The organism is Streptomyces sp. Tek67B01 (assembly GCF_055231995.1).
On the sequence record NZ_JBUYUY010000001.1, the window covers coordinates 471920 to 493162 of the forward strand.

Consider the following 21243-nt stretch of genomic DNA (forward strand, 5'->3'; position numbering starts at 1 on the left):
GCCGGGGTGGGTGCGGCGTGGTCCACAGGGTGGGCGCGGTTGAGCCCGGCTGGCGGGGCGACCTGTCTGCCGGCGTACGCCGAGACCGCCCGAACGCTTCGCGCGCCCTCCTTCACGCCCTGCTGCTAATGATCTTCAAGCTTCATGATCGCCGTGTGGCATATGCGTGAGGCTTTTGCCACCAAGCTGCGAGATGAGAGAGCGGGAACACCTACGTGAGCGGTACGCAAGGAAACAGGCCTACAGGAGCATCGGTCGGCGTGGTCACCACGGCACAGCTGAAGCAGGTCGCCGACAACGGCATCTGGGGGGCCGGGGCGAGCGTCAACAGGGAGGCGGCCGACCTGGGCGAGGCACTGGTCGCCACATTGCAAGGGACCGCCACGCAGAGTCTGCTCACCCCCGAGTTGAAGGAGCTCACCGACACCGTGCTGCGCCTGGCCACGGTCGGGTTCCCGTGGATCGAGACGGCGGACGGGAAGCGGCTCGCGGCGCACACCATCAAGCTCAAGACGAGCGAGCCTCGCCCACTGGTCATCGTCCCGGCCGGGTGGACGCCGGTCGGCTGGCCGTTGTTCGAGTACGCGCACCTGTGCCTGGCACTGCGCGGCTATCACGTGCTGGCTTACACCCCGCGCGGGATCGGCCTGACCCTGCCCGCGGCCGGCGGGGGCTTCGTGGACGGCCCGTTCACCTCCGGCGGCACCATCGATGTCGGCGGCCCCAAGGACTGGGCCGACGGGACATCGGTGATCGACTACGCGGTGCGGCGCTTCGCGCCGAGCAGGATCGGCTTTCTGGGCGAGTCGTACGGATCCGGGATCGCCCAGCTCGTCGCGGCGCACGACGAGCGGGTGGACGCGGTCGTCGCGCTGAGCACATGGGGCAACCTGTCCACCAGCCTCTACGACAACGACACCCGCCACATGAAGGCCGTCGAGGTGCTGCTGAGCCTGACCGGCGGACCCGTGGAGCGCAAGTTCGACGAGAAGACCCGGCGGATCCTGGCGGACTTCGCGGCGAACCGGAACATCGAACAGGTCGTCGAGTGGGGCACGGAGCGCGCGCCGGAGTCCTACGTGGAGGCCACCAACGCCCGCGGCGTGCCGACGTTCTTCTCCAACACCTGGCACGAAGGCCTGTTCCCGGTCAACCAGGTCCTGGCCACGTTCAACCGGCTCACCGTCCCCAAGCGGCTGAACCTGTGGATCGGCGACCACGCCGTGCCGGAAGGGCCCGGGCTGACCGGGCCGCTGAACGGGCCGACCGGCCCCAACCTCGCCATGGCCGAGGCATACGCCTGGCTCGACCACCACCTGCTGGGCGCGGCGAACGACGTGCCCACGTGGCCCGAGGTCAGCAGCCAGGTCATGTTCACCTACAAGACGCAGCCGGACGCGGGCAGCGGCAACGACAGCGTCGTCACCCCGGCGGTGCGTGAGCCGCGACAGACGTGGGACGAGGTCACCACCTCCACCGAGCAGTGGTACTTGGCCGACACCGCCACCGGTGGCGACCAGGACGGCCTGCTGGGCTCCCACCCCGCCTCGGGCTGGTCGCGCGAGTTCGCCGCCGGGGCCCTGACCGACGCCACCGCGATGGACGGGATCGTGCAGACCGGCAAGGCCGAGTGGAACGGCAACCCGAAGGCCTACGCGACGCAAGCGTTCGACCGCAAGCAACTGGCAGTCTGGACCACCGGGCCGTTGAGCGCCGGCGCCGACGACCGGAAGGCGGCCCGCCGCATCCGGGGCATCCCCCGGGTCCGGCTGACCGTGCGCAGCTCCGCCCCGTCCACGACCGTGGTGGCCTACCTGTTCGACATCGCCGCCGACGCCACCGCGCGGATCATCACGCACGAGCCGTACACGCTCTCCGACCTCGTCCCGGACCAGGACGTCACCATCACCTGGGACCTCCAGGCCGCCGCCTACGACGTGCCCGCGGACCACCGCCTGGCACTGGTCGTCAACAGCAGGGACCAGCTGTACTCCCACGCAACCGTCGAGGGCAGCACGACCACCATCAGTTCCCCGCGCGGGGACGAGTCCTATCTGCGACTACCCCTCGGCTGACACACCCCACGCCCCCTTGCCCGCTGCCCAGCCGGCCTCGCGCCGGTGGGCTGCCGGCGGAGGCTTGCTCTCCGGCGAACCCCTATGTCAGGCTACCTGACATTCGGATTCCGAGGCTGGAAGAGACCCATGACGTTCGAGTACGCCACCGCCTACCGGCAGACCTCCCGCATCCCCGCCGAGCCGGGCAAGCCCTACTTCATCGAAAAGGGAGAAGGGGACCGCGCCCACCTGTTCGACGACTTGATCACCATCTACGCGGGCGGCGAGCAGACCCAGAACGCCTTCAACTTCTTCACCGTCGAAGGCCCCAAGGGCGACCTCATCCCCGCCCACCTGCACCCCGACACCTACGAGGTCTTCTACATCACCGCCGGCGCCGTCCGCCTGTTCGTCGAGGACACCGACGGCGACCAGCAGGAAAAGCTCCTCACCCCCGGTGACTTCGGCTTCGTACCCAAGAACTGCCCGCACGCCTACCGCATGGAGCGCCACCACAGCCAGGTCGTCGGCGTCGCGGCCGGCCCCGGCGGCACCTTCGAGCGGTTCTTCGAAAACCTGGGCGTCCCCGCCGAACAGTTCGGCCTGCCACGCCAGCCCGTCGTCCCCGCTCCCGAGAGGTTCGCCACTGTCCCTCGCCAGTACGACGTGCGATTCCTCCCCGACCACCAGTGGAGGACCACATGACCACCGGGATGTCCTCGCGGGAGCCGATTGCGGCCCCGCACCCGTACATCGCCCCGCTGCCGGCCGCCGCGGGCGGCGCGTCTGCTGCGCGGCGTCCCGTACGCCGTCCACGACGGCAGCCGGAGACCGGAGGCCGGTTTGGGTGACGTCGCCCGTGAGCCCCCGACCCGGTGGTCGACACCGCTGCTCGCTCGGCCTCGGGTGGTAGCGTGCCGGACGTTGCGCCTCGGGGGTCGAGGTGTCTCGCCTTGCTTGCGAAACGCGGCCGGGAGCAGCAAGCAAGGAGTCGGGTTTCCCGCTTCCCGGCAGCACACTGTCATCCGGGATGAGGCGCGATGATCGTATCGGTGGTGTCGGTGCCGGAAGGCGTCGTCACTCGCACAGCGTTGTCCGAGGCCCGGGAACGTCTCGCAGGCCCCGATTTCCTGATCGTGGACATCGACCAAGGCGAAGACCCGCTGTCCGACGAGCAGCCGCTGTCCCGCCGGTTGGGACTGGCCGACAAGAGGTGGGAGTGGTTCGGCAGACGGTACGAACCCGTACGGGCCGAGTACCACGAGGGCACTGTCGGGTGCGTCGTGCCGGTGACCGACGGCGCGGACATCACCCACATCCACGTCCTCGCCTGCGAGCGGCACCTCATCACGGTCCATCACGGGCGCGTCGCTCTGATCGAGACCTTCTTCGAGCAGTTGCCGCAGGACAGGCCCTCGAACGGTGCGATCACGGTGTTCCTCCTCCTGCACGGTGTGCTGGAGGGTTTCCGCCGGACCGCCTCGCGAACGCTGCTGGAGGTGGAGGAGCTCGAGGAGGAGATGTTCGAGCAGCGGCAGCCGCAGCACGTGCGTCGCTTGGCCAAGCTGCGCCGGCGCGCCGCCCAGCTGCACCGTGCGTTCCTGCCCTATGCCGCGGTCGCACAGGAATTCCTGACGCACCGCAGGATGGCGAATCCCGAGCTCTCGGAGGAGCGGGCGGCGCTGAACCGTACGCACGAGCGCACCGTGCAGTTCACGATGGTGGAGATCGAGTCCCTGCGGGACGAAACCCGGCGCGCCGCCGAGACTTACGCCTCTCTCGTCGCCGACCAGCAGAACCTCGTCATCAACAAACTCGCCATCGCCTCGGTGGTCTTCTTGCCGTTGTCGTTCCTGACCGGCTTCTTCGGCATGAACTTCACCTACCTGACGAACGCCTTGTCGAGCGAGCGGTCCTTCTTGGCGCTGGGCCTCGGTATGCAGGTGTGCGCCCTGCTGGTGGCCATCTACGCCGTGCTGTACCGCACGCACTGGCGCCAGCTTCGCGACGGCGGTACCCGCGCAGACGAGGACGACGAGCTACCGGACCGGTCCCGTCCGCTCCGGCCATGGAAGAGGGCCGGACGATCGACCGGGCGATGAACCCGCCCCCGATCGCCGACGGCCGCCTTGGTAGGGCGCCGCATTCGCGGACGACGCTGCGAGGGCGGCGACCACCGTCGCCCTGACGGGACCCGAGCCACGCAGCGCGGTACAGCCCCGTTGCCGCCGCCTGTGTTCACGAGCGCGGCGGCGAGCGTCGAGGGGAGGCCCGCGCCGGAAGAGGGCGGTCGACGTCAGGAGGTCGGGGTCGAAACCGTGGTCCTGGTGTGCGACGCCGCCGCTGTACCGGCGCGGCCATACGGGGTTGTGAAGCGCCCGCCAATCCCAACAATCGAGTGCGGCTTCCGTTTAGCGCACGGATTTGGGGTAGTCGGGCCGCATGTTCAGGCATCGACGTGTTCGTACGGCAGTTGTACTTGGGGTTGGTTGGGTGGCGTTGACAGGCGTGGAACGTTGGGGTGAGCACACCTCCTGGAAAGTTGCCGTGCTCAGCGGGCTGGTGTGGGGAGCCGTGATCACCGGCGCCTGGTGGTTTGCCGAATGGACGCAGATGGGCCACCCCCGCGCGCCACGGTCGGTACGCGGCGCGGGTACCGACGAGCCTCCCCCCACGGGCAGGGCGGATGACGACCGGACAACCGCAGGCCGATATCTGGAAACCTGACGCGGGAGCTCGTACGTCACGGGTGTGGTCGGCGGAGCGCGGGACCGGCGGATCGTCTGGTCAGGGTGATCGTCGTCTGGTCAGGGTGATCGTCAGGGGCCACTCAGGGGCGGGTCAGGGTGATCCCGAATCGAGCGGCGACGCCCGGGCGGGAAGACTCGAAGGCGCAAGCAACACCAGTTCCGAGCCTTCACCGAGCGGAGTCGGTATGTCCCTGCGCCATCCGTCGGCCATGTCCCTGGCCGCCCTCACGACCGCCGCCGCGCTGTGCGCCGTAGTCGTCCCGGCCGAGGCGGCCACCGGTGCCGCCCCCGGATTGAACCGCGCCGCCCTGCGCGAGGCGATCGCCCTGCGCCCGGACGACGGCGCGGCAGGCGTCGTGGCGGAGGTGCACCGCGACGGCGAGACGTGGCGGGGCACGTCCGGCGACACCGTCACCGGGAAGTCGCTGAGCACCGGGGCGCACTTCCGGATCGGCAGTATCAGCAAGCCGATGGAAGCCGTGATACTCCTGCAGCTTTCCGCCGAGGGCCGCGTCGACCTGGACCAGAGCGTCCAGCACTACCTGCCCGCGCTGCTGCCCGACGACAGGTTCAAGGAACCCGTCACGGTGCGGCAGTTGCTCAATCACACCAGCGGGCTGCCCCAGGACTTCGAGGGCTCATCTCCGGCCTCCGAGGACGAGGTCATCGACGGCCGCTTCGACTCGCTCAGCTTCGATCAGATCATCGAGCAGACACTGCGCCCTGAGGGGCGCCCCGGACCCGGCCCGCGCTTCAGCCCCGGCACCGAGCAGGAATACAACTCCTTCGGCTACCGCATCGCCGGCAAGCTCATCGAGACCCTCACCGGCCACTCCTTCCACGACGAGGTGGCCAGGCGCGTCCTCAAGCCGCTCGGGATGCACGACACGGCCGCCTCCGTGCCGGGCCGCGCCACGCCCGTCCCTCGCCCGTACCTCCCGGGCTACCTGCCACGCAGCACCGGCCGGCTCGTCGACGTCAACGAACAGGGCGGCCTGCCGTCCGGCATGACTTCCACCACCGCCGACCTCGACCGCTTCATCACCGGCCTCTTCACCGGCCGCCTCCTGCGGCCGGCCCAGCAGACCGAACTCTTCACCGTCCCGCGCGGCACCGACGGCAAGCCCCTGCCCTACGCGGGCTCCTCCAACTGCAACCAGGGCCCTGCGAAGGGAACCGCCTGCTACAGCGTCGGCCTGATGTCGTTCCCGCTCCCCGACGGCACCCTCCTGTGGGGCAAGACGGGCAGCGACCTCGGCTACAAGTCCGGTGTCTTCGCCACCCCCGACCTGAACCGCCGGGCCGTCTACGCGGCGGGCACCTCCTCGGCCGACGACCGGGCCCCGGTGATAGCCCAGCGCCTGGCCCTCGCCGCCTTCACGGGTTGAGCGCCGGCCGCCAAGGCGAACTCGCCACCCCGGACGCGGCCGGTGACCCCACGGCTCAAGTCGGCGGCTCAGGACCCGGTGGCGCGGAGCGAGCCGGTGCTCGCGCCGCTGGTGTCGCCGACGAAGCAGGTGACTTTCCGGTCGCCGAGGATCCAAGTGGCGGCCTGCGGGAAGTAGTAGTACACCTCGAGCTTCTCCGAGAGCTTGGCGTCCTTGCCCACGTAGTCGGCGAGATCCGTGCCGCCGCACTTCTCCTCGGCCATCGAGACGACCTTTTCCTTCCCCGGGTACGGACCCTGCGCCAGGTCGAACACGGCGTACGCCTCACCCTCGTGCGGCTGATCGCAGGGCACGACGCGAACCGAGGGGGCGGCTTGGCTGTCGGCCTCGTCCTGGTACTCCGCCAGGTCGCCGTCCGTGTTGAAGCAATCCCCCTCGCGGATGTCGTTCACCTTGCTGGAGCCCGAACCGGTGACCTGGCCACCCGTGTCGCGCTTCGGAGCGGGGTGGTCGCCCAGGGCTCCCGAGAGTCCGAGGGTCAGGAAGATCGCAAGAGCCGCGATGGTCACACAGTGGATGACGATCGCCGCGATGGCGAAGCCCTTGCCCTTCTCGCCGCGGGTGCGGATCTGCGAAAGGGCGATGATGCCGAGGATCAGCGGGACCAGCGGCAGCGCGCAGACGATCGACATCACGAACGCCACGATGGCCGGCACGTTGAACTTCTGCGACGGCAGCGGCGGCGCGTACCACCCCTGCGGACCACCGTACGGCCCGGGCTGCCCGTACGGCCCCGGCTGTGGGCCCGGCCCGTTGGACGACAGTGGCTGCGGGGGTATGGACATGCGAATGGAACTCCTTGCTCAGAGGGTGACGTGCGACCGACGGCAGGGCGGGTAGCAGCGCGACCGCCGGATGGAGCCTGATCGTCGCACGAAGCTCGGACCCTCCAACGACCAGGCACGGCTGCCCACCGGATCAGGAGTCAGCCATTCCTGAGCGAGCTCGTTCGAGGATCACCGTCGGGATTCGGGGCGGACGGAAGCGGAGAGGGCGGCCCAGCCCGCAACCTTGCCCTATCTATCGACTTTCGATAGATTTCCATTGCAACTCGATGGAAGGATGGACCGTGGGAAAGCTGACAGTCGGTGCTCTGCGCGCCGTGCTCGTGGTGGTGCTGGCCGGCACCGTCTTCGTCCAGGCGTTGATGGTGTGGGCGTTGGCCACCGACCCGGAGGACGGCACGCTCCCGCTGACCCCGCTGCGCGTGGTCACGATCCTGGGCATGGTGTCGGTCCAGGTCGCCCTGGTCTGCGTATGGCGGTTGGTGGCGATGGTGCGACGCGGAACCGTGTTTTCCCACGCCGCCTTCCGGTACGTGGACGGCGTGATCGGCTCGATCGTGGCGGCCGCCCTCGTGTGGTTCACGGTCACGGCCCTCAATGCGCCGGGGCAGCGGGAGGACCCGGGAGTCACCCTCATCATGGGCGGGGTCGGCCTGGCCATCCTGGGCGTCGCGCTCATCGTGCTCGTACTGCGGATGCTGCTCGCCCAGGCCGTCGCGCGCGATGTCGAAGCGGCGCGGATGCAGGCCGAGTTGGACGAGGTCATCTGATGCCGATCGTCGTCGACATCGACGTGATGCTGGCCAGGCGGAAGATGCCCGTGGGTGAGCTCGCGGAGCGCGTGGGGATCACGCCCGCCAACCTGGCGGTGCTCAAGAACGGCCGCGCCAAGGCGGTCCGCTTCGCGACGCTCGCCGCGCTCTGCGAGGTGCTCGAGTGCCAGCCGGGCGACCTGCTGCGCTGGGAGGCCGAGGACGCCGCAGGCGCATGACGGGCGGAGTGCCGCACGTTCGCCCGAGCGTCATATCCACCCGAAGATACTAGCCATGTACATACTAGCCATGTACCCTATCTGCCATGAGCAAGGGTTCACCGGGCACCACCCCCGGCTTCCTGGTATGGCGGCTCGCCAACAAATGGCGTGTCACGGTCGATCGCGCAGTGGCTCCGCTGGGCCTCACCCATGCCCAGTACTCACTGGTCGCATCGCTGCACGGCATGCAACGCGCCGGCGAGCGGCCCAGTCAGCGCCGACTCGCCGACCACACCGGCCTGGAGGCGCTGTACGTCTCGAAGCTGGCGCGCACCCTGGAGTCGGCCGGCCTGATCGAGCGCACCCGCGATCCCCGCGACCCGCGCGCCGTACAGCTCGCCCTCACCGAGCAGGGCATGACCATCACGCGGCAGGCCATCACAGTGGTCCAGGAACTGCTTCAGCAGTTGCTGGAGCCGCTCGGCGGTCTGGACGCCCCCCGGACGCGCTCTTTCACCGACGAGCTGACGACCCTGCTCGACGCACCTCTCGCACCATCCGTACCGAACGACGAGAGAACTCGGGGAACAACACCATGACCGCCACCGCATCCACCACCGACTCCACCGCACCCGTCGCCGACGGCCGCGCGCTCGGCTTGGCCCACTACGCCGCCCGTGGCGTCCTGGAGCACGTCCTGGCCGGGCACGGCATCACGTTCCCGCAGCAGATCGCACTGCGCGCCGCCGTCACCGCCGACTCCCCACAGACGCCGGAGCATCTCATCACCCGGGTCCGGGGTTCCCTCAAGGCCGATCCGGCCGACATCAGCGCCACTCTCGACGAGTTGCTCGCCAAGCGGCTGCTCGTAGCGGACGGCGCGTACTTGCGGCCCACCGAGGCGGGGCGCGAGCTGCCGGCCGCGATCGGGGCGGAAACCGCCCCCATCACCGCCCGCATCTGGGGCGGAATACCCGCCGAGGACCTGGCCGCCGCCGGCCGCGTCCTCGCCCTGGTCAACGAGCGCGCCGACGCGGAACTCAAGAAGCTGACCGCCTGACCGCCTGACTGGCTCTGCAGGCAGCGGCCGGCTCATGGCCCGAGGTCGCTGGTCAGAGTGCACTCTGCCGTCGCCCGTGCGTCCAGCCGGGACCGGGATCGGTCGCGCCCTAGCGTGGGTCCGGAACAATCCGGGCGTACCGCTGCCCGGATCCCGGTCCTTCGGAGGCATCTCAACCATGACCGACAACATCGCAGAGCTCACCGGGGACTACGTCCTCGACCCGGCCCACACCCGGATCGGCTTCGTCGCCCGCCACGCCATGGTGACCAAGGTCCGCGGCGCGTTCCACGAGTTCGAGGGAACCGCCCACCTCGACGGCACCGATCCGGCCCGCTCCAGTGCCCAGGTGGTGATCAAGACCGAGAGCATCGACACCGGCGTCGAACAGCGCGACCAACACCTGCGCACCAACGACTTCCTGGACGCCCCGGCCTTCCCCGACATCACCTTCCGCAGCACCTCGGTCGAGCCGCGCTCCGACACCGAATACCGGGTCACCGGCGACCTGACCGTCAAGGACACCACCCGCCCCGTCACCATCGACTTCGAGTACACCGGCAATGCCGTCGATCCCTATGGCAACCTGCGGGTCGGCCTGGAGGGATCGGTGGCGATCTCCCGCAAGGAGTTCGGTGTGACCTGGAACGCGGCCTTGGAAGGCGGCGGTGTGCTGGTCGGCGACAAGATCGTCTTGGAGTTCGACATCTCCGCGATCAAACAGGGGTAACCGCGACCGGCCGCCGCACGCGCTCGAAGGCGCGGCAGACACCGTGACGGTGAGGGGTCACGCCCCTATGGGGCTGATACCGGTTCGGACACCGCCGCAGCCGAGCACCCGCACAGGGGCTCGGGCGGGCGGCGGTGTCCCGGGTGCTGTCGCCGCCTGCCGATCCGAATCACCCCCCGACCCGGAGCCGATCCCGCCCGACCGGCGCACCACGCCCGCCCCCCACCGCTCACGGGGCTCCGTGGGTGCATCGCAGCATCAGTCATCACCGGACTCCCGGTCCCGGCGCAGCCGGCCCGACCAGCGCGGTTCGACGCGGTCCCATTCGCGTTCCCACTGCACGAGGTTTCGTGCTTCGACGCGGCGGAGTCGCAGGAAGACGACGCCGGCGGCCGCGAAGGTGATCAGGCCCGCGCTCGCGGCTCCGGCCGCGACGGCGTCCGCCGCGATCTCGCTCGTGGAGCGGGAAGCCCGTGTGGCCTCCCCTTTGTCGTCCACCCACAACGGGACCGGCGTCCCCGCTCGTGTTCCGGGCGGGACCGGAAGGCGGGCGATGTGGCCGGAGGCGGCGGGGTACTGCCACCGCACCCGGGCCGTCGTGGGCGGCGCGCCATTGATTCGGGTGGCGGTGCGCGGCGAGGCTGCGTCGATGGTGGTCGCCACCACCCCGTGCCGGTGTCGTGCCTGCTCGGCGGCGGCGCGGAGACCGGAGTCCATGACGGTCAGCCCCGCCGTGATCCCACCGGCCACGGCGAGCAGGCAGGAGAGTGCGAAGGCGAGCAGCCAGCGGGTGCGCGTGCGGTCCGCCGGCCGCCGCAGCGTGTTCGTCTCCGCCTGGTGCCGGTGCCCCGTCACGTGGGGCACACCCTGTGAACGTCTGTGCCCCGGTCGGGGCGAACTCCGGTGGAACATGACGGGCCTCCGCGCTGCGGCCGTGCCGATCCGCTCAGTTGGTCGCGGTGATTTCGCCGCTGGTGTGATGTGTCCGGTTCCGGATCCGCTCGGGAGTGCGGAAGTCTCCGTCCTTGCGCGCAGTCGCGCCATGCTTGTGTCGGTGTGCGCCGGGCGGTTTCTCGTGATCCACAACGGCCCTCCGTTGCTCGCTCTTCTCTCAGTCTGCTCCGTCCGCGTCCCTGACACCGCCTGTGGTCCCTCCTCGCCGTCCGGCAGTGCCGTGCCCCGCGCGGTGCGGCCGGCAGTACGCCGAGGTCGCGGGGGGGAGGAGGGATGATGCCCGTTCGCACCAGAGCCCGTTACGCGCCCTCGCCCGGTCTCAGACGGCGAAATCCCGGCCGAAGTCGCCTGAAGCGACCGCGAGCGGGAATCCGCCGCTTCGGCGGGCCTGCCCGTCGAGGTCGACCGTGAGGAGCTCGTAGCCCGGCTGCGAGGCCATCCACGCGTGCGCTTCGGGCCCCAGGACGACGGCAGCGGTGGCCCAGCTGTCGGCCCAGGTCAGGTCAGGCCCGGTCACCGTGGCGGCGAGGAGGCGGTGGGCGGGGCGGCCGGTGTGGGGATCGAGGATGTGCGGGCCGCGCTCGGCGCCGCCGGACGTGGCCACGGCGAAGTCGCGTCCCTCCACCGTGGTGAGCAGCCCACCGGGTCGGCAGGGGTCGGCGATGCCGATGCGCCAGGGCCGGCCCGGGGCCGGTTCACCGCCCAGCCGGAGGTCTCCTCCGCCGTTGACCATGCTGTTGGGTGCTCCGGCGGCACGGAGGAGAGCGTAAGCCTGTTCGACGGCCCAGCCTTTGACGAGCCCCGACGGGTCCAGGCGGTTCCCGGCGCGTGCCGAGAAACATCCCCTGGTCGCGCTCTGCGCCCGCTCGCACATCCACAGGACGTGCTCGACTTCCCGCGGGGCATCGGCGAGGTTCATCGATCCGTTGCCGATGCGGCTGATGGCGCTGTCGGGGCGATAGGTGGAGAAGACTCGGTCCACGTGGTGCAGCCAGACGACCGCCTCCCTCAGCGCGTCCCGGGCCGCTCGCGTGGGGCGGTGGCGCAGGTCGAAGGAGAAGACCGTGCCCATGACATGTTCGGTGTGGCGCAGGCGCTCCGTCGGGCGGGGCTGGTGCTCAGGCACGGGCTTCGTCCAGGGCGCTCTGGAGGGAGCGGATGTATCCCTCGCTGGTGTAGGTGGCACCGGACACCGCGTCGATCTCCGCGCTCTGCGCACCTATCGCCTCGTCGGTGAGGCGGGGTACGGCGTAGGAGGCGATCTCGCGGTCGCGCCGGTTCTCCGTGGGGACCTGGATCACCTCGACGGCCGTCAGCCTGCCCGTACTCATCGTGACGGCGACCTGTACGGGCCCGTAGCGCGTGTCGATCACGCTTCCGGTGAATGTGCCGGAGCGGCCGGCCCCCGTGGGTCCCTGCGTCGCGCCGGACGTGGGATCCGTTGTGGGCGACGGCCGCGCGGAGACGGCGGGGTGGGCGCTGTGGTGCGGTTTGAGCGCGAGCAGCGAGACGATGCCGGCCACGGTTGCCGTGGTGGTGAGGGCTGTACGGCGCACGAGCGGCTCCTGGGGGTACGGGCGGATGCCGCCGCGACGACGAGCGGGCGGCCGGTCGGGCGACATGGACGGGCGGCGCGGCATGGACGGGCCGCGGGGAGCGGTGTCACAGGGCGAAGGACTCCTGGTGTATTCGACGGGCCGCGACACCGGCCGCACGCAGGGCTGTGTCGGCGGCTCGGGTCATGCCGGGCGGCCCGCACAGGTACACGTCGCGCCGGCCGAGGTCCGGTACGAGAGCGGTGAGGTGTGATGCGGTGAGCGGCAGCGCGTGCCCGGCCGGTTCGTCGACCGAGTAGTACACGCGGGCCCCGCGCGCGGCGGCGATGGCGTCCAATTCCCGGCGCAGGACCAGGTCGGCCGGTGTACGGGCCCAGTAGACGAGGGTCAGGTCGCCCGGCAGCGTCTCGAACAGGGTGCGTAGCGGGGTGATCCCGATGCCTCCCGCCAGCAGCAGGGTGCGGTCGGCGCGGGTGTTGCGAGGGACGAGAGCGCCGTACGGGCCCTCGGCCCACACCCGGGTGCCGGGAGTGAGGCGTGCCAGGGCGGCACTGTGACCTCCGAGGGCCTTCACCGTGATCCGCAGGAAGTCCGGGTCGGCGGGGGCGGACAGCGAGTAAGGGCTCGCCGTCCACCACATGCCCCGGGCCAGAAAGCGCCAGCGGAAGAACTGCCCGGGCAGGGCGGTCAGTTCGTCGAGGTGTTCTCCGGTGACGTACACCGAGACGACGCCCGGTCCCTCGGGTCGTACCTCCGCGATGGCGAGGCGGTGTCTGCGAGCCGACCGGATCGGGACGAGGAACCGGAACCAGAGCACGAGGGCGGCGGCCGACAGGTACATCGCGTACCACAGGACCTGTGCGCTGCGGTTGCCGACGAAGTCGGCTCCGTTCGCGAGCTGGTGGCCGAAGCCGAGGAAGATCGCCGCGTACGTGGCGAGGTGGAGGAACTGCCACGTCTCGTAGGAGAGCCGGCGCCGGGCGGCCCGGGCGGAGACGACGGCGGTGAGGAGGAACAGGAGAAGGGCCGCTGTGGCCTTGAGCATGTCGGGATAGTGCAGGACCAGAGTGGTGGTCTGGTCCACCAGGCCGGCGTGGCCGGTGAGTGCGTACCCCCAGATGATCAGCAGGGCGTGGGCGACGATCAGCGATATCGCGTACCGGCCGCCGGCCGCGTGCCAACGTGCGAGCCGGTCAGTCCCGACCGTGCGGTCCAGCCAGGGGACACGGGCCATGAGGACGACGGTGACGGCGCACGCATAGCCGGCGAGCAGGCCCGTGATGCGGCCCGCGTCGGTGAGCCAGCCGGCCGGGCCGACCACGGAGGTCGTGTCGGCCCACCACAGGCCGAGCACCCCGGCCGCGCCGGCCCACCCGAGCACGTGGACGACTACGGGAACGAGACGCGGTGCGAGCGACTGCCCGACGGCCCGGTGCGTGGATGTCCGGGTGGCGTCGACGGCTGGATGAACGGCCACGGCGTCTCCTGTCTCGATCGGGAGCCGGCCCGCCATCGTGGGCGGCGCGGCTGCTGGGGCAGGGTCACACCCTGACGGAACTTGCTCTGAGAACCCTTTGAACGGGCACCTTCCGAGGCGATTCAGAGGAAACTCAAAGGTTGGACGGCCCCGGCGAGACGCCGTCATCGGCGATGCTGGACGGACCATGCACCCTGCCACCTCCCCTTCCCCACTGCTTCGACCTGACGGCACCGCGGTCCGCGTCCTGGTCGTCGACGACGAACCGGACCTCACCGACGTGCTCGGCGCCGCTTTGCGGGCGGAGGGCTGGGACGTCCGTACCGAGGGCGACGCGGCCGGAGCCCTGTCGAGCGCGGCACGGTTCGAGCCGGACCTCGTCGTGCTGGACTGGATGCTCCCCGACCTGGACGGCCTCTCCGTGCTGCGCTCGCTCCGGGAGCGCTGTCCCGGCGTGTGCGTCCTGTTCCTGACGGCGCGGGACGCGGTGGAGGACCGCATCGCGGGCATCACGGCGGGTGGTGACGACTACGTCACCAAGCCGTTCAGCCTGGAGGAGGTGCTGGCCCGGCTGCGGGGGCTGATGCGGCGCGCCGGGATGGCCCGCGGCGACCAGAGCCCGCGTCTGGTGGCGGGCGATCTGGTGATGGACGAGGAAGCACGCGAGGTCACCCGGGGCGGGGAGGTCGTGGAGCTGTCCCGCACCGAGTTCGAGCTGCTGCGGTTCCTGATGCGCAACCCCCGGCGGGTACTGTCCAAGGAGCAGATCCTCGACCGGGTGTGGTCCTACGACTTCGGCGGCCGCGCGCACGTGGTCGAGCTGTACATCAGTTACCTCCGCAAGAAGATCGACGCGGGGCGGCCACCGGTCATCCACACCGTCCGCGGACTGGGCTACGTACTGAAGCCGGAACCGCGATGACCCCGCTCCCGCGCCGGCTGCGTCCGCCCCGCTCGCTGCGGGCCCGGCTGACGGCCGGGCTGGTGGTGCTCCTGGGCCTGGCTTGTACGGCTGTCGGACTGGTCACCGTCCTCGCGCTGCACGGGTTCCTCATCGGTCGGGTCGATCAGCAGCTCACCGCGAGCGGCGGCCGGTTCGCGGCCAGCCTGGAACACGAGGCCAGGCCCGACTCCGACAATCTTCCCGACACCCGGGGCCAGGCGGCCGGAACCTTCGGTGCCCGCCTGCTGGGCGGCCGGGTGACCCAGGCCGCCGTGGTGGACGACACCAGCCAGCGGTCCGTCCCCCTCGGCCCGGGGGACATCCGCACGTTGGGCGGGGTGCGACCCGACGCCCAGGGGCACAGCGTGAGGCTGTCCTCCCTCGGCCGCTACCGGGTGGTCGCCGCGCCGGGCGACGACGGCGACGTCCTGATCACCGGACTCCCCCTGCACCCCGTCGAGGAGACGGTCCACCGTCTGGAAGCGGTGGAGGCCATCGTCTTCGGCGCCGCCCTGATCACCGCCGGATGCGCCGCAGCGCTCTGGGTCCGGTTCTCCCTGCGTCCGCTGGAACAGGTGGCCCGGACCGCGACCGAGGTCACCCGGCTGCCGCTGGCGACCGGCGAGGTCGCGATGCCCGACCCCGTCCCGTACGCGGATCCGCACACCGAGGTCGGCCGGGTCGCCACCGCCCTCAACCGCATGCTCGGCCACGTCGGCGACGCGCTGACCCGCCGCCACGTCAGCGAGGAGAGGTTGCGCGCCTTCGCCGCGGACGCCAGTCATGAGCTGCGCACCCCCGTGGCGACGATCCGGGCCCACAGCGAGCTGGCGTTGCGCCACCCCGGCGCCGTCCCCGACGAGGTACGCCATGCCCTCGCCAGGGTGGCGGCGCAATCGCACCGGATGAGCGCCCTGGTCGACGACCTGCTGCTGCTCGCCCGTCTCGACGCCGGCCGCCCACTGGACCGCCGGCCGGTCGACCTGACCCGCGTCGTCCTCGACGTACTCGACGACGTCCACGCCCTGTCCCCCGGCCACCGCTGGGAACTGGACCTGCCCGAGGATCCCGTGATCGTCCCGGGCGACGAGCACCGGCTGCACCAGGTCGTCGCCAACCTCCTCGCCAACGCCCACCTCCACACCCCGTCCGGTACCCACGTCGTCGTGGCACTGACCGCCGACACGGAACGAGCCGACCTCGCCGTCACCGACGACGGCCCCGGCATCCCGCAGGACCTGTTGCCCGACATCTTCCGCCGCTTCTCCCGGGCCGACACCGGACGCTCCCGCCGCACCGGGTCGACCGGCCTCGGACTCGCCATCGTCGACGCCGTCACCCACGCGCACGGCGGCACCGTCACGGTCGAAAGCCGCCCCGGACTCACTCGATTCCGGCTGCTCCTGCCGATCCGTCCGCACCCGGCGGCCGACGACGAGGGGACGGCTCGACCGAACCTCCCGTAGCAGCCTCGTAGGAGTGCCCGCAGCAGATGTCGACTCCTGCCGCCGCGATCGGGGCCGGGACGGCCGCCGATCGTTGGAGGTGAGCAGGTTCCCTGCTGCGTCACGGCGACCGCCCCGACTGTCCCCCGATTACCCCCGGCGTCCGCTTTCACCCGGTACACATCCGTGTCCAATGCCCGGAGCCCTTGCCCGGGTGCCCGGGTGCGACGACGCGGCGGTGGCCCGCACCCTTGGGAAGGGTGCGGGCCACCGCCGTGCAAAACCGGTACCGCGTCGGTGTCGTTCGGCTACCAGCGATACCAGCGGCCACTGCCACCCTTCGGGCGGGCAACGAAACCGATCAGCCACAGGACCAGAACCGCGATGGCGACCCACCAAAGGATCTTCACCGCGAATCCGGCACCGAACAGGATCAGAGCGAGCAGGAGAACAAGAAGCAGGGGAACCATAGTTATCAACCTCCGAAGCGCCTACTGCCCGGCAACCCTCCGACCATGCGCTCGATCTTTACGTGTTTCTTATCCGCTATGGCGGGCAAGAGAAGCCGCCGCGTTCCAGGCCGGTAGTAGGCGTCGATGGGGGGCGTGCCCCGCCGTACCCGATCGGGCCGTCCCGCGGCGCCGCCGGCCCGTCGTCGGACCGCGTCGCCTGGATGGCGGAGGTCGATCGGGCGCACGATGGGAGAGGGGCTCCTCGCCTGCAGCTTTGCCCCGGAGGTGGCGCGATGAACCGCGCGGAGGTTGTGGTACGGCGCGTCGACCAGTTCCAACAGCGTCACGCGATCGTGGGACTGCCGTTCGCGGTCATGCAGAAGTTCGGCAATGACCAGGCCGGGGGCAAGGCCACGCTCATCGCCTGGTACGGGATGTTCGCGCTCTTCCCCCTGCTGCTGCTGTTCTCGACGATCCTCGGCTTCGTGGCCGGTGGGCATCCCGCCCTGGAGCATCGACTGGTGACCTCCGCGCTGGCCAACTTCCCCGTTCTCGGCAGCCAGCTGCGCAGTTCCGCGCACCCGCTACGAGGCAGCGGCATGGCGCTGGCACTGGGTCTGCTCGGCGCGATCTACGGCACCCTGGGGCTCGGTCAGGCGTCCCTGAACGCGATGAACACCATATGGAACGTTCCCTTCAAGCATTGGCCGGGATACGTCAGCCGGCAGCTGCGGGGATTCACGGTCCTGGCGTTGCTGGGTTTGGCGATCTTGATGTCCACCACCCTGGCCGGCCTCGGCTCGGGGCTCGGGGTGCTGGCCGGTCCGTGGACGTTGGCGGTGGCGGCGGTGGTCAATTTCGGGGTCTTCCTCGCCGCCTTCACCATGCTGACCGCGGTCACGGTGCGCGTACGTGACGTCCTGGTGGGCGCGGCGCTCGCCACCGCCTTCTGGCAGGCGCTACAGGCCGCGGGCACCTTCTACGTCCGTCATGCCATCGCCCATGCCACCGACGTCTACGGCTTCTTCGCGATCGTGATCGGGCTGCTGTCCTGGTTGTACATCGGGGCCCGGCTGACGTTGCTCGCGGCGGAGATCAACGTGGTCCTGCGCTACCGGTTGTGGCCGCGCTCGATGACCCAGCCCCCGTTCACGGCGCAGGACAAGGCCGCGTTCGTCCTGTTGGCGAAGATGGAGGAGCGCCGGCCTGAGGTGACGGTGGGGGTGTGGTTCAGCGCGGAGGCGGACCGGCAGCCGCTGACCGATCCGCCGCCATCGGACTCCGCGTCTGCTCCCGGCCCGGCATCCGTCGCTTCCGGGTCCGACGGCCCGCACAAACCCCGGCCCGCCGCCGACCCGGCACTGGCCCGCGAACGGCTGCGGAACGCGACGCGACGCCTGGCAGCCGATGCGTGCAGGCTGGCCGCGGCACCCGCGGCGGTGCGTGAGAAGGGGCTGGCGAGCCCGATCGCCGACCTGCGGAAGGCCGCGCAGGCCGCCGCCCGCGCCGGCGTCCCCGCCGCGTTGATCGCCGCGGACAGCGGGCTGGACACCGCGACCGTCGGGGAGTGGACCGCCGTTCACCCACGGGGCGACCGTCCTCGACCGTCGCCGGAAACGCCGCGTTCCAAGACCGAATGACCCCCGCTCGCCGGCCTCCCCTGCCCGAGGAACTGTGCGCCCGGATCGACGCCTGGGAGGAAGCCCTTGAAGAGGAAGCCGAGCAGACCGCGGACGAGGACACGACAGAGCCGCCCGGCTACCGGTACGACCTGTCCATCCCGCCCGGCCGGCGCGTCGGCGGCTTCGCGTCCCGGCACGCGACCGACCCGTATCCCATGGCCTGTCGGACCTGCACGACGCCGACGCACCCGCTGCTGACCATCGACAGCTCGGAATGGGACGGCGGTACCGGCAGCTGGAAACCGGTGGAGGACCAGGACCAGCCCACTCACCGTTGCGCCACTCCCACGGAGCTCACCGTAGGCCGCTGGGGCGAGCTCAACGTATTCGCCTGTCCCAACGAGCCCGATCATCGCCACCGTTGGAGCATCCAGTAGCTCGTCGTGCCGTCGGAAGGCGCGGTGCGTGTCCGACGGGGCATTGTTCAAGAGTCCTCGCGGTGGCCGCTACGGCCGTTCGTACGGGGAGGGCACCGGAAAGTAGGCCTCCAGGAACGCTGTCACCGCGCGGTGTTGGTCGCGGGGTGAGAGTTCGGAGCCGGCGTCGTCCGCCAGGCAGATGGCGTCGGTCGAGCGCGCGTGGAGTATGTCCGGCAACTGCCGGATCCGCTCCGACCTGTCGGTGGCGATGTAGGCGTGGGAGAGGTCGCCCTCGACGGCCCGGCCCTCGGCGAGGGCCAAGTGGGCTGCGAGGGTGACCGGGGCGATGTCGGCGGCGCTGCGGAACACGGAGCGGGCGACGGACTCGAGCAGGTCGGGCAGGCGTGCCTCGACGGCCGCGTACAGACTTCGGCTGAGCGGGTACGGGGCGTGCGCCAGGATGTAGGGGTAGGTACGCCCTGCGGCGCGCTCGACGGCCTGTCGGGTGGCCTTCTGCGAAGCGGTGAAGACGTCGTCCCCCTCGTCGGTGTCCGGGTGCCCCGGGGGCACGGCCCGCTGGTCGTGGAAGACCTTCGGCAGCCCGGACGCGAGGAAGTAGTTCTGGGGCTGTTGCTCGCGCCCCAGGAAGATGTCGTCGTTGAAGTAGAGGAAGCGTTCGGCGAGGCCGGGAATGCGGTGGAGCCGGCTCTCGATGGCGTGGGAGTTGAACACGGGCAGCGCAGCCGGGTCGGTGAAGAGGTCCTGATGATCCACAACGGTGATCCGCGGGTGCTCGGTTGCCAGCCAGTGCGGGACCTGGTTGTCGGTGACGATGAAGACGCGTCGGATCCAGGGGGCGTAGGCGGCGATGGAGCGCAGGCAGTAGCGGAGCTCCCCGCGATCGCGGTACCGGTGCTCGGCTCGGTCGGTCCTGGCCGCCGCGGCGCCGGCGGCGGCCAGGTCGCGGCGGCGACGCCACTGGGGGTCGGAGGAGTCCACCCAAGTGATCACGGCGTCGATGGGAAAGGTGATGTCGTGGGGGAAGCGGCCCGCCAGCGCGTCGATGACGGGGTAGCCGCGTTCGCCTATTCGGCGCGTGACCGAAGCCGTCATGGAGGGGACCCACCAGCCGTACGGTGTTTCGCGAAGTGACGCCACCCCGCCCGCTCCGGACCCGGAAGGTTCCCAGAACTCGACGTCACAGCCGTGGTCGGCCCCGTATCGGAGGGTTCTGCCGGAGGTGACCACCGGCTGGTAGACGCGCAGTCCCGTGACCCTCGCGTGCGGCCTTCCGTCCGTCGTCGAGGCGTGTGGCCCCTGCTTATCTTCGGCATCCGCAACGGCGCTGAGCAGCGTTTCGGCAAGCACATCGACCGGCTCGCCCGCGAGCCCGAGCAACCGGACGTAGACGAGCCGTCCGGCGAAGGCCGCGGCGAGTGCCCGCAAGGCGTGGGGACGGTCGCCCGGAGAGATCGCCACACGGTGGACCAGCCCGCCGTCCGGGACCAGACCGTAGGGGACGCGGGCTGCCTCCAGCGCCTCCCCGACCACCCGGAGGTTCGCCTCACGGGCGGCGGAGGGCAGCAGGTCATCGCGTACACGGGCGAGACGTCCCCGGTGACGGACCACCCCCGGCAGACTCTCCAGCAGCTCCTCCTCCCGGGTCCGGCGCACCGCGGCCCCCGCTGCCGCCGGAATCGTCTCTCGAAGGACCGGAGCCGGTTGGGCGGGAAGCTTCAGCAGACGCAACGTCGGAGTGACCACTCTGCGGAGTCCGCCGGGGAGCGGGATGCGAACAGGGCGGGACATGCGGACTTCCACCTCACGAGAAGGCTGTACAGCGGGGGTCGCCGCCGAGTGGAGGGTGGCCGTCTGGCCGGGCATGGAGCGGGGGAAGGATGTGGTCCAACCTTCCACTACCGTTCACGTCCGGCACAAGGCTCTCGGATGACCGTGACGTCACACCGCGGAGCGCGGGCGACGACGCCCGGAGCCTGGACACCCGGCCGTTCCCCGCGCCCCACCGCCGCCCCGGCCGGGCGGCCGACGTGAGACATGGCCCCGAAAATGGGTAAATCCCTCATGCAAGGTTTTATATCCATTTGCGCTTTGGTCGGCGCCCAGGAGTCAGGAGGGGCTCCCGTGGATCCGTGGTTGATCTGGCTGATAGTCGCCGCGGTGCTGGCTGTGGCGGAGGTCTTCAGTTTGACCGCGGCACTGGGATTGCTGGCGGGAGCCGCGGCCATCACCGCCGCCTGCGCCGCGATCGGGCTTGCCCTGCCCCTGCAATTCGTCGTCTTCACGCTGGTCGCGACGCTGAGCCTGTGGTTCGTGCGTCCCCTCGCCGTGCGCCACCTCCAACCGCCGGGAGAGCGGTTCGGCGTGGAGGCGCTGGTGGGCAGGGCGGCCTATGTCGTCTCGGAGGTGTCCGCGCGGGGCGGCAGGGTCCGTATCGGCGGGGAGGAATGGACTGCCCGCGCGTACGACGAAACGCTGGTGATCGCGCCGGGAACGACCGTCGACGTCATGGAGATCAGCGGCAGTACCGCGCTCGTCTATCCCCGGGAGTGAC

Annotated in this window: 21 protein-coding genes; 14 read left to right on the forward strand and 7 right to left on the reverse strand. The window is 70.5% G+C overall.

The features are described 5' to 3' along the window. Window positions 1-260 precede the first annotated feature (260 nt). The 4 genes from ACV7NM_RS02280 to ACV7NM_RS02295 all read left to right on the forward strand — a co-directional run bounded on the left by ACV7NM_RS02280 (window position 261) and on the right by ACV7NM_RS02295 (window position 6195). Window positions 261-2075: a CocE/NonD family hydrolase C-terminal non-catalytic domain-containing protein gene (locus tag ACV7NM_RS02280; RefSeq protein ID WP_463408613.1), complete on the forward strand. Its 1815-nt coding sequence runs from the start codon at window positions 261-263 to the stop codon at window positions 2073-2075. Window positions 2076-2204: 129 nt separating this feature from the next. Then, window positions 2205-2762 (forward strand): quercetin 2,3-dioxygenase, encoded by a 558-nt coding sequence (locus ACV7NM_RS02285; protein WP_463408614.1) that lies wholly within the window; start codon window positions 2205-2207, stop codon window positions 2760-2762. A gap of 335 nt (window positions 2763-3097) precedes the next feature. Beyond that, window positions 3098-4159: a CorA family divalent cation transporter gene (locus ACV7NM_RS02290; RefSeq protein WP_463408615.1), complete on the forward strand. Its 1062-nt coding sequence runs from the start codon at window positions 3098-3100 to the stop codon at window positions 4157-4159. Window positions 4160-4992: 833 nt separating this feature from the next. Further along, on the forward strand, window positions 4993-6195 hold the full coding sequence (locus ACV7NM_RS02295) for a serine hydrolase domain-containing protein (protein WP_463408616.1): 1203 nt from the start codon (window positions 4993-4995) through the stop codon (window positions 6193-6195). Between the two features lie 68 nt (window positions 6196-6263). On the opposite strand, the gene ACV7NM_RS02300 is transcribed toward ACV7NM_RS02295, so the two are convergent. Beyond that, on the reverse strand, window positions 6264-7040 hold the full coding sequence (locus ACV7NM_RS02300) for a DUF4190 domain-containing protein (RefSeq protein WP_463408617.1): 777 nt from the start codon (window positions 7038-7040) through the stop codon (window positions 6264-6266). 284 nt (window positions 7041-7324) lie between these two features. Here ACV7NM_RS02300 and ACV7NM_RS02305 point away from each other — a divergent pair, with 284 nt between their 5' ends. The 5 genes from ACV7NM_RS02305 to ACV7NM_RS02325 all read left to right on the forward strand — a co-directional run bounded on the left by ACV7NM_RS02305 (window position 7325) and on the right by ACV7NM_RS02325 (window position 9803). Then, window positions 7325-7810, forward strand: coding sequence for a DUF2975 domain-containing protein (locus tag ACV7NM_RS02305; protein ID WP_463408618.1), 486 nt, complete (start codon window positions 7325-7327; stop codon window positions 7808-7810). Then, window positions 7810-8031, forward strand: a complete 222-nt coding sequence (locus ACV7NM_RS02310) for a helix-turn-helix domain-containing protein (RefSeq protein ID WP_463408619.1) — start codon at window positions 7810-7812, stop codon at window positions 8029-8031. Before ACV7NM_RS02305 ends, ACV7NM_RS02310 begins: the two co-directional genes overlap by 1 nt. Before the next feature lie 86 nt (window positions 8032-8117). Further along, on the forward strand, window positions 8118-8612 hold the full coding sequence (locus ACV7NM_RS02315; protein WP_463408620.1) for a MarR family winged helix-turn-helix transcriptional regulator: 495 nt from the start codon (window positions 8118-8120) through the stop codon (window positions 8610-8612). Beyond that, on the forward strand, window positions 8609-9073 hold the full coding sequence (locus tag ACV7NM_RS02320) for a MarR family transcriptional regulator (protein ID WP_463408621.1): 465 nt from the start codon (window positions 8609-8611) through the stop codon (window positions 9071-9073). Before ACV7NM_RS02315 ends, ACV7NM_RS02320 begins: the two co-directional genes overlap by 4 nt. Window positions 9074-9251: 178 nt before the next feature. Then, a complete protein-coding gene (locus ACV7NM_RS02325; RefSeq protein ID WP_463408622.1) occupies window positions 9252-9803 on the forward strand; it encodes a YceI family protein in 552 nt (183 codons plus the stop codon). A 258-nt stretch (window positions 9804-10061) separates the two neighbouring features. Here ACV7NM_RS02325 and ACV7NM_RS02330 read toward each other — a convergent pair whose 3' ends face one another. The 4 genes from ACV7NM_RS02330 to ACV7NM_RS02345 all read right to left on the reverse strand — a co-directional run bounded on the left by ACV7NM_RS02330 (window position 10062) and on the right by ACV7NM_RS02345 (window position 13790). Next, on the reverse strand, window positions 10062-10658 hold the full coding sequence (locus tag ACV7NM_RS02330) for an Rv1733c family protein (RefSeq protein ID WP_463408623.1): 597 nt from the start codon (window positions 10656-10658) through the stop codon (window positions 10062-10064). 418 nt (window positions 10659-11076) lie between these two features. Further along, a complete protein-coding gene (locus ACV7NM_RS02335) occupies window positions 11077-11829 on the reverse strand; it encodes an FAD:protein FMN transferase (RefSeq protein WP_463413809.1) in 753 nt (250 codons plus the stop codon). Window positions 11830-11875: 46 nt separating this feature from the next. Continuing rightward, a complete protein-coding gene (locus tag ACV7NM_RS02340) occupies window positions 11876-12313 on the reverse strand; it encodes an FMN-binding protein (protein ID WP_463408624.1) in 438 nt (145 codons plus the stop codon). Between the two features lie 106 nt (window positions 12314-12419). Beyond that, window positions 12420-13790 (reverse strand): ferredoxin reductase family protein, encoded by a 1371-nt coding sequence (locus ACV7NM_RS02345; RefSeq protein WP_463408625.1) that lies wholly within the window; start codon window positions 13788-13790, stop codon window positions 12420-12422. A gap of 187 nt (window positions 13791-13977) precedes the next feature. Between ACV7NM_RS02345 and ACV7NM_RS02350 the strand changes: the two genes are divergently transcribed. Both ACV7NM_RS02350 and ACV7NM_RS02355 read left to right on the forward strand, forming a co-directional pair. Further along, entirely contained in the window at window positions 13978-14712 is a 735-nt protein-coding gene (locus tag ACV7NM_RS02350; RefSeq protein WP_463408626.1) for a response regulator transcription factor, read from the forward strand. Continuing rightward, window positions 14709-16199 carry a HAMP domain-containing sensor histidine kinase gene (locus ACV7NM_RS02355; RefSeq protein WP_463408627.1) on the forward strand — a complete coding sequence of 497 codons (1491 nt, stop codon included), beginning with the start codon at window positions 14709-14711 and terminating at the stop codon, window positions 16197-16199. The genes ACV7NM_RS02350 and ACV7NM_RS02355 overlap by 4 nt, the downstream gene beginning before the upstream one ends. Before the next feature lie 287 nt (window positions 16200-16486). Here the strand turns inward: ACV7NM_RS02355 and ACV7NM_RS02360 are convergent, their stop codons facing one another. Beyond that, window positions 16487-16648, reverse strand: coding sequence for a hypothetical protein (locus ACV7NM_RS02360; protein WP_037792689.1), 162 nt, complete (start codon window positions 16646-16648; stop codon window positions 16487-16489). Between the two features lie 275 nt (window positions 16649-16923). Between ACV7NM_RS02360 and ACV7NM_RS02365 the strand changes: the two genes are divergently transcribed. Beyond that, complete coding sequence (locus ACV7NM_RS02365; RefSeq protein ID WP_463408628.1) at window positions 16924-18270, forward strand: YihY/virulence factor BrkB family protein; 1347 nt, start codon at window positions 16924-16926, stop codon at window positions 18268-18270. Then, the gene (locus ACV7NM_RS02370; RefSeq protein ID WP_463408629.1) at window positions 18267-18689 is read left to right on the forward strand and encodes a hypothetical protein; all 423 of its coding nucleotides are present in this window, start codon (window positions 18267-18269) and stop codon (window positions 18687-18689) included. The genes ACV7NM_RS02365 and ACV7NM_RS02370 overlap by 4 nt, the downstream gene beginning before the upstream one ends. A 69-nt stretch (window positions 18690-18758) precedes the next feature. Here the strand turns inward: ACV7NM_RS02370 and ACV7NM_RS02375 are convergent, their stop codons facing one another. Next, entirely contained in the window at window positions 18759-20480 is a 1722-nt protein-coding gene (locus ACV7NM_RS02375) for a stealth family protein (protein WP_463408630.1), read from the reverse strand. Between the two features lie 333 nt (window positions 20481-20813). Here ACV7NM_RS02375 and ACV7NM_RS02380 point away from each other — a divergent pair, with 333 nt between their 5' ends. Beyond that, the gene (locus ACV7NM_RS02380; RefSeq protein WP_463408631.1) at window positions 20814-21242 is read left to right on the forward strand and encodes an NfeD family protein; all 429 of its coding nucleotides are present in this window, start codon (window positions 20814-20816) and stop codon (window positions 21240-21242) included. Window position 21243 lies beyond the last annotated feature (1 nt).

What these genes read in the sequence shown, in the direction of transcription:
- ACV7NM_RS02285 (WP_463408614.1), top strand. Translation starts at nt 2,205, where the DNA reads ATGACGTTCGAGTACGCCACCGCCTACCGGCAGACCTCCCGCATCCCC.
- ACV7NM_RS02290 (WP_463408615.1), top strand. Translation starts at nt 3,098, where the DNA reads ATGATCGTATCGGTGGTGTCGGTGCCGGAAGGCGTCGTCACTCGCACA.
- ACV7NM_RS02295 (WP_463408616.1), top strand. Translation starts at nt 4,993, where the DNA reads ATGTCCCTGCGCCATCCGTCGGCCATGTCCCTGGCCGCCCTCACGACC.
- ACV7NM_RS02300 (WP_463408617.1), bottom strand. Translation starts at nt 7,040, where the DNA reads ATGTCCATACCCCCGCAGCCACTGTCGTCCAACGGGCCGGGCCCACAG.
- ACV7NM_RS02310 (WP_463408619.1), top strand. Translation starts at nt 7,810, where the DNA reads ATGCCGATCGTCGTCGACATCGACGTGATGCTGGCCAGGCGGAAGATG.
- ACV7NM_RS02315 (WP_463408620.1), top strand. Translation starts at nt 8,118, where the DNA reads ATGAGCAAGGGTTCACCGGGCACCACCCCCGGCTTCCTGGTATGGCGG.
- ACV7NM_RS02320 (WP_463408621.1), top strand. Translation starts at nt 8,609, where the DNA reads ATGACCGCCACCGCATCCACCACCGACTCCACCGCACCCGTCGCCGAC.
- ACV7NM_RS02325 (WP_463408622.1), top strand. Translation starts at nt 9,252, where the DNA reads ATGACCGACAACATCGCAGAGCTCACCGGGGACTACGTCCTCGACCCG.
- ACV7NM_RS02335 (WP_463413809.1), bottom strand. Translation starts at nt 11,829, where the DNA reads ATGGGCACGGTCTTCTCCTTCGACCTGCGCCACCGCCCCACGCGAGCG.
- ACV7NM_RS02350 (WP_463408626.1), top strand. Translation starts at nt 13,978, where the DNA reads ATGCACCCTGCCACCTCCCCTTCCCCACTGCTTCGACCTGACGGCACC.
- ACV7NM_RS02355 (WP_463408627.1), top strand. Translation starts at nt 14,709, where the DNA reads ATGACCCCGCTCCCGCGCCGGCTGCGTCCGCCCCGCTCGCTGCGGGCC.
- ACV7NM_RS02360 (WP_037792689.1), bottom strand. Translation starts at nt 16,648, where the DNA reads ATGGTTCCCCTGCTTCTTGTTCTCCTGCTCGCTCTGATCCTGTTCGGT.
- ACV7NM_RS02365 (WP_463408628.1), top strand. Translation starts at nt 16,924, where the DNA reads ATGAACCGCGCGGAGGTTGTGGTACGGCGCGTCGACCAGTTCCAACAG.
- ACV7NM_RS02370 (WP_463408629.1), top strand. Translation starts at nt 18,267, where the DNA reads ATGACCCCCGCTCGCCGGCCTCCCCTGCCCGAGGAACTGTGCGCCCGG.
- ACV7NM_RS02375 (WP_463408630.1), bottom strand. Translation starts at nt 20,480, where the DNA reads ATGTCCCGCCCTGTTCGCATCCCGCTCCCCGGCGGACTCCGCAGAGTG.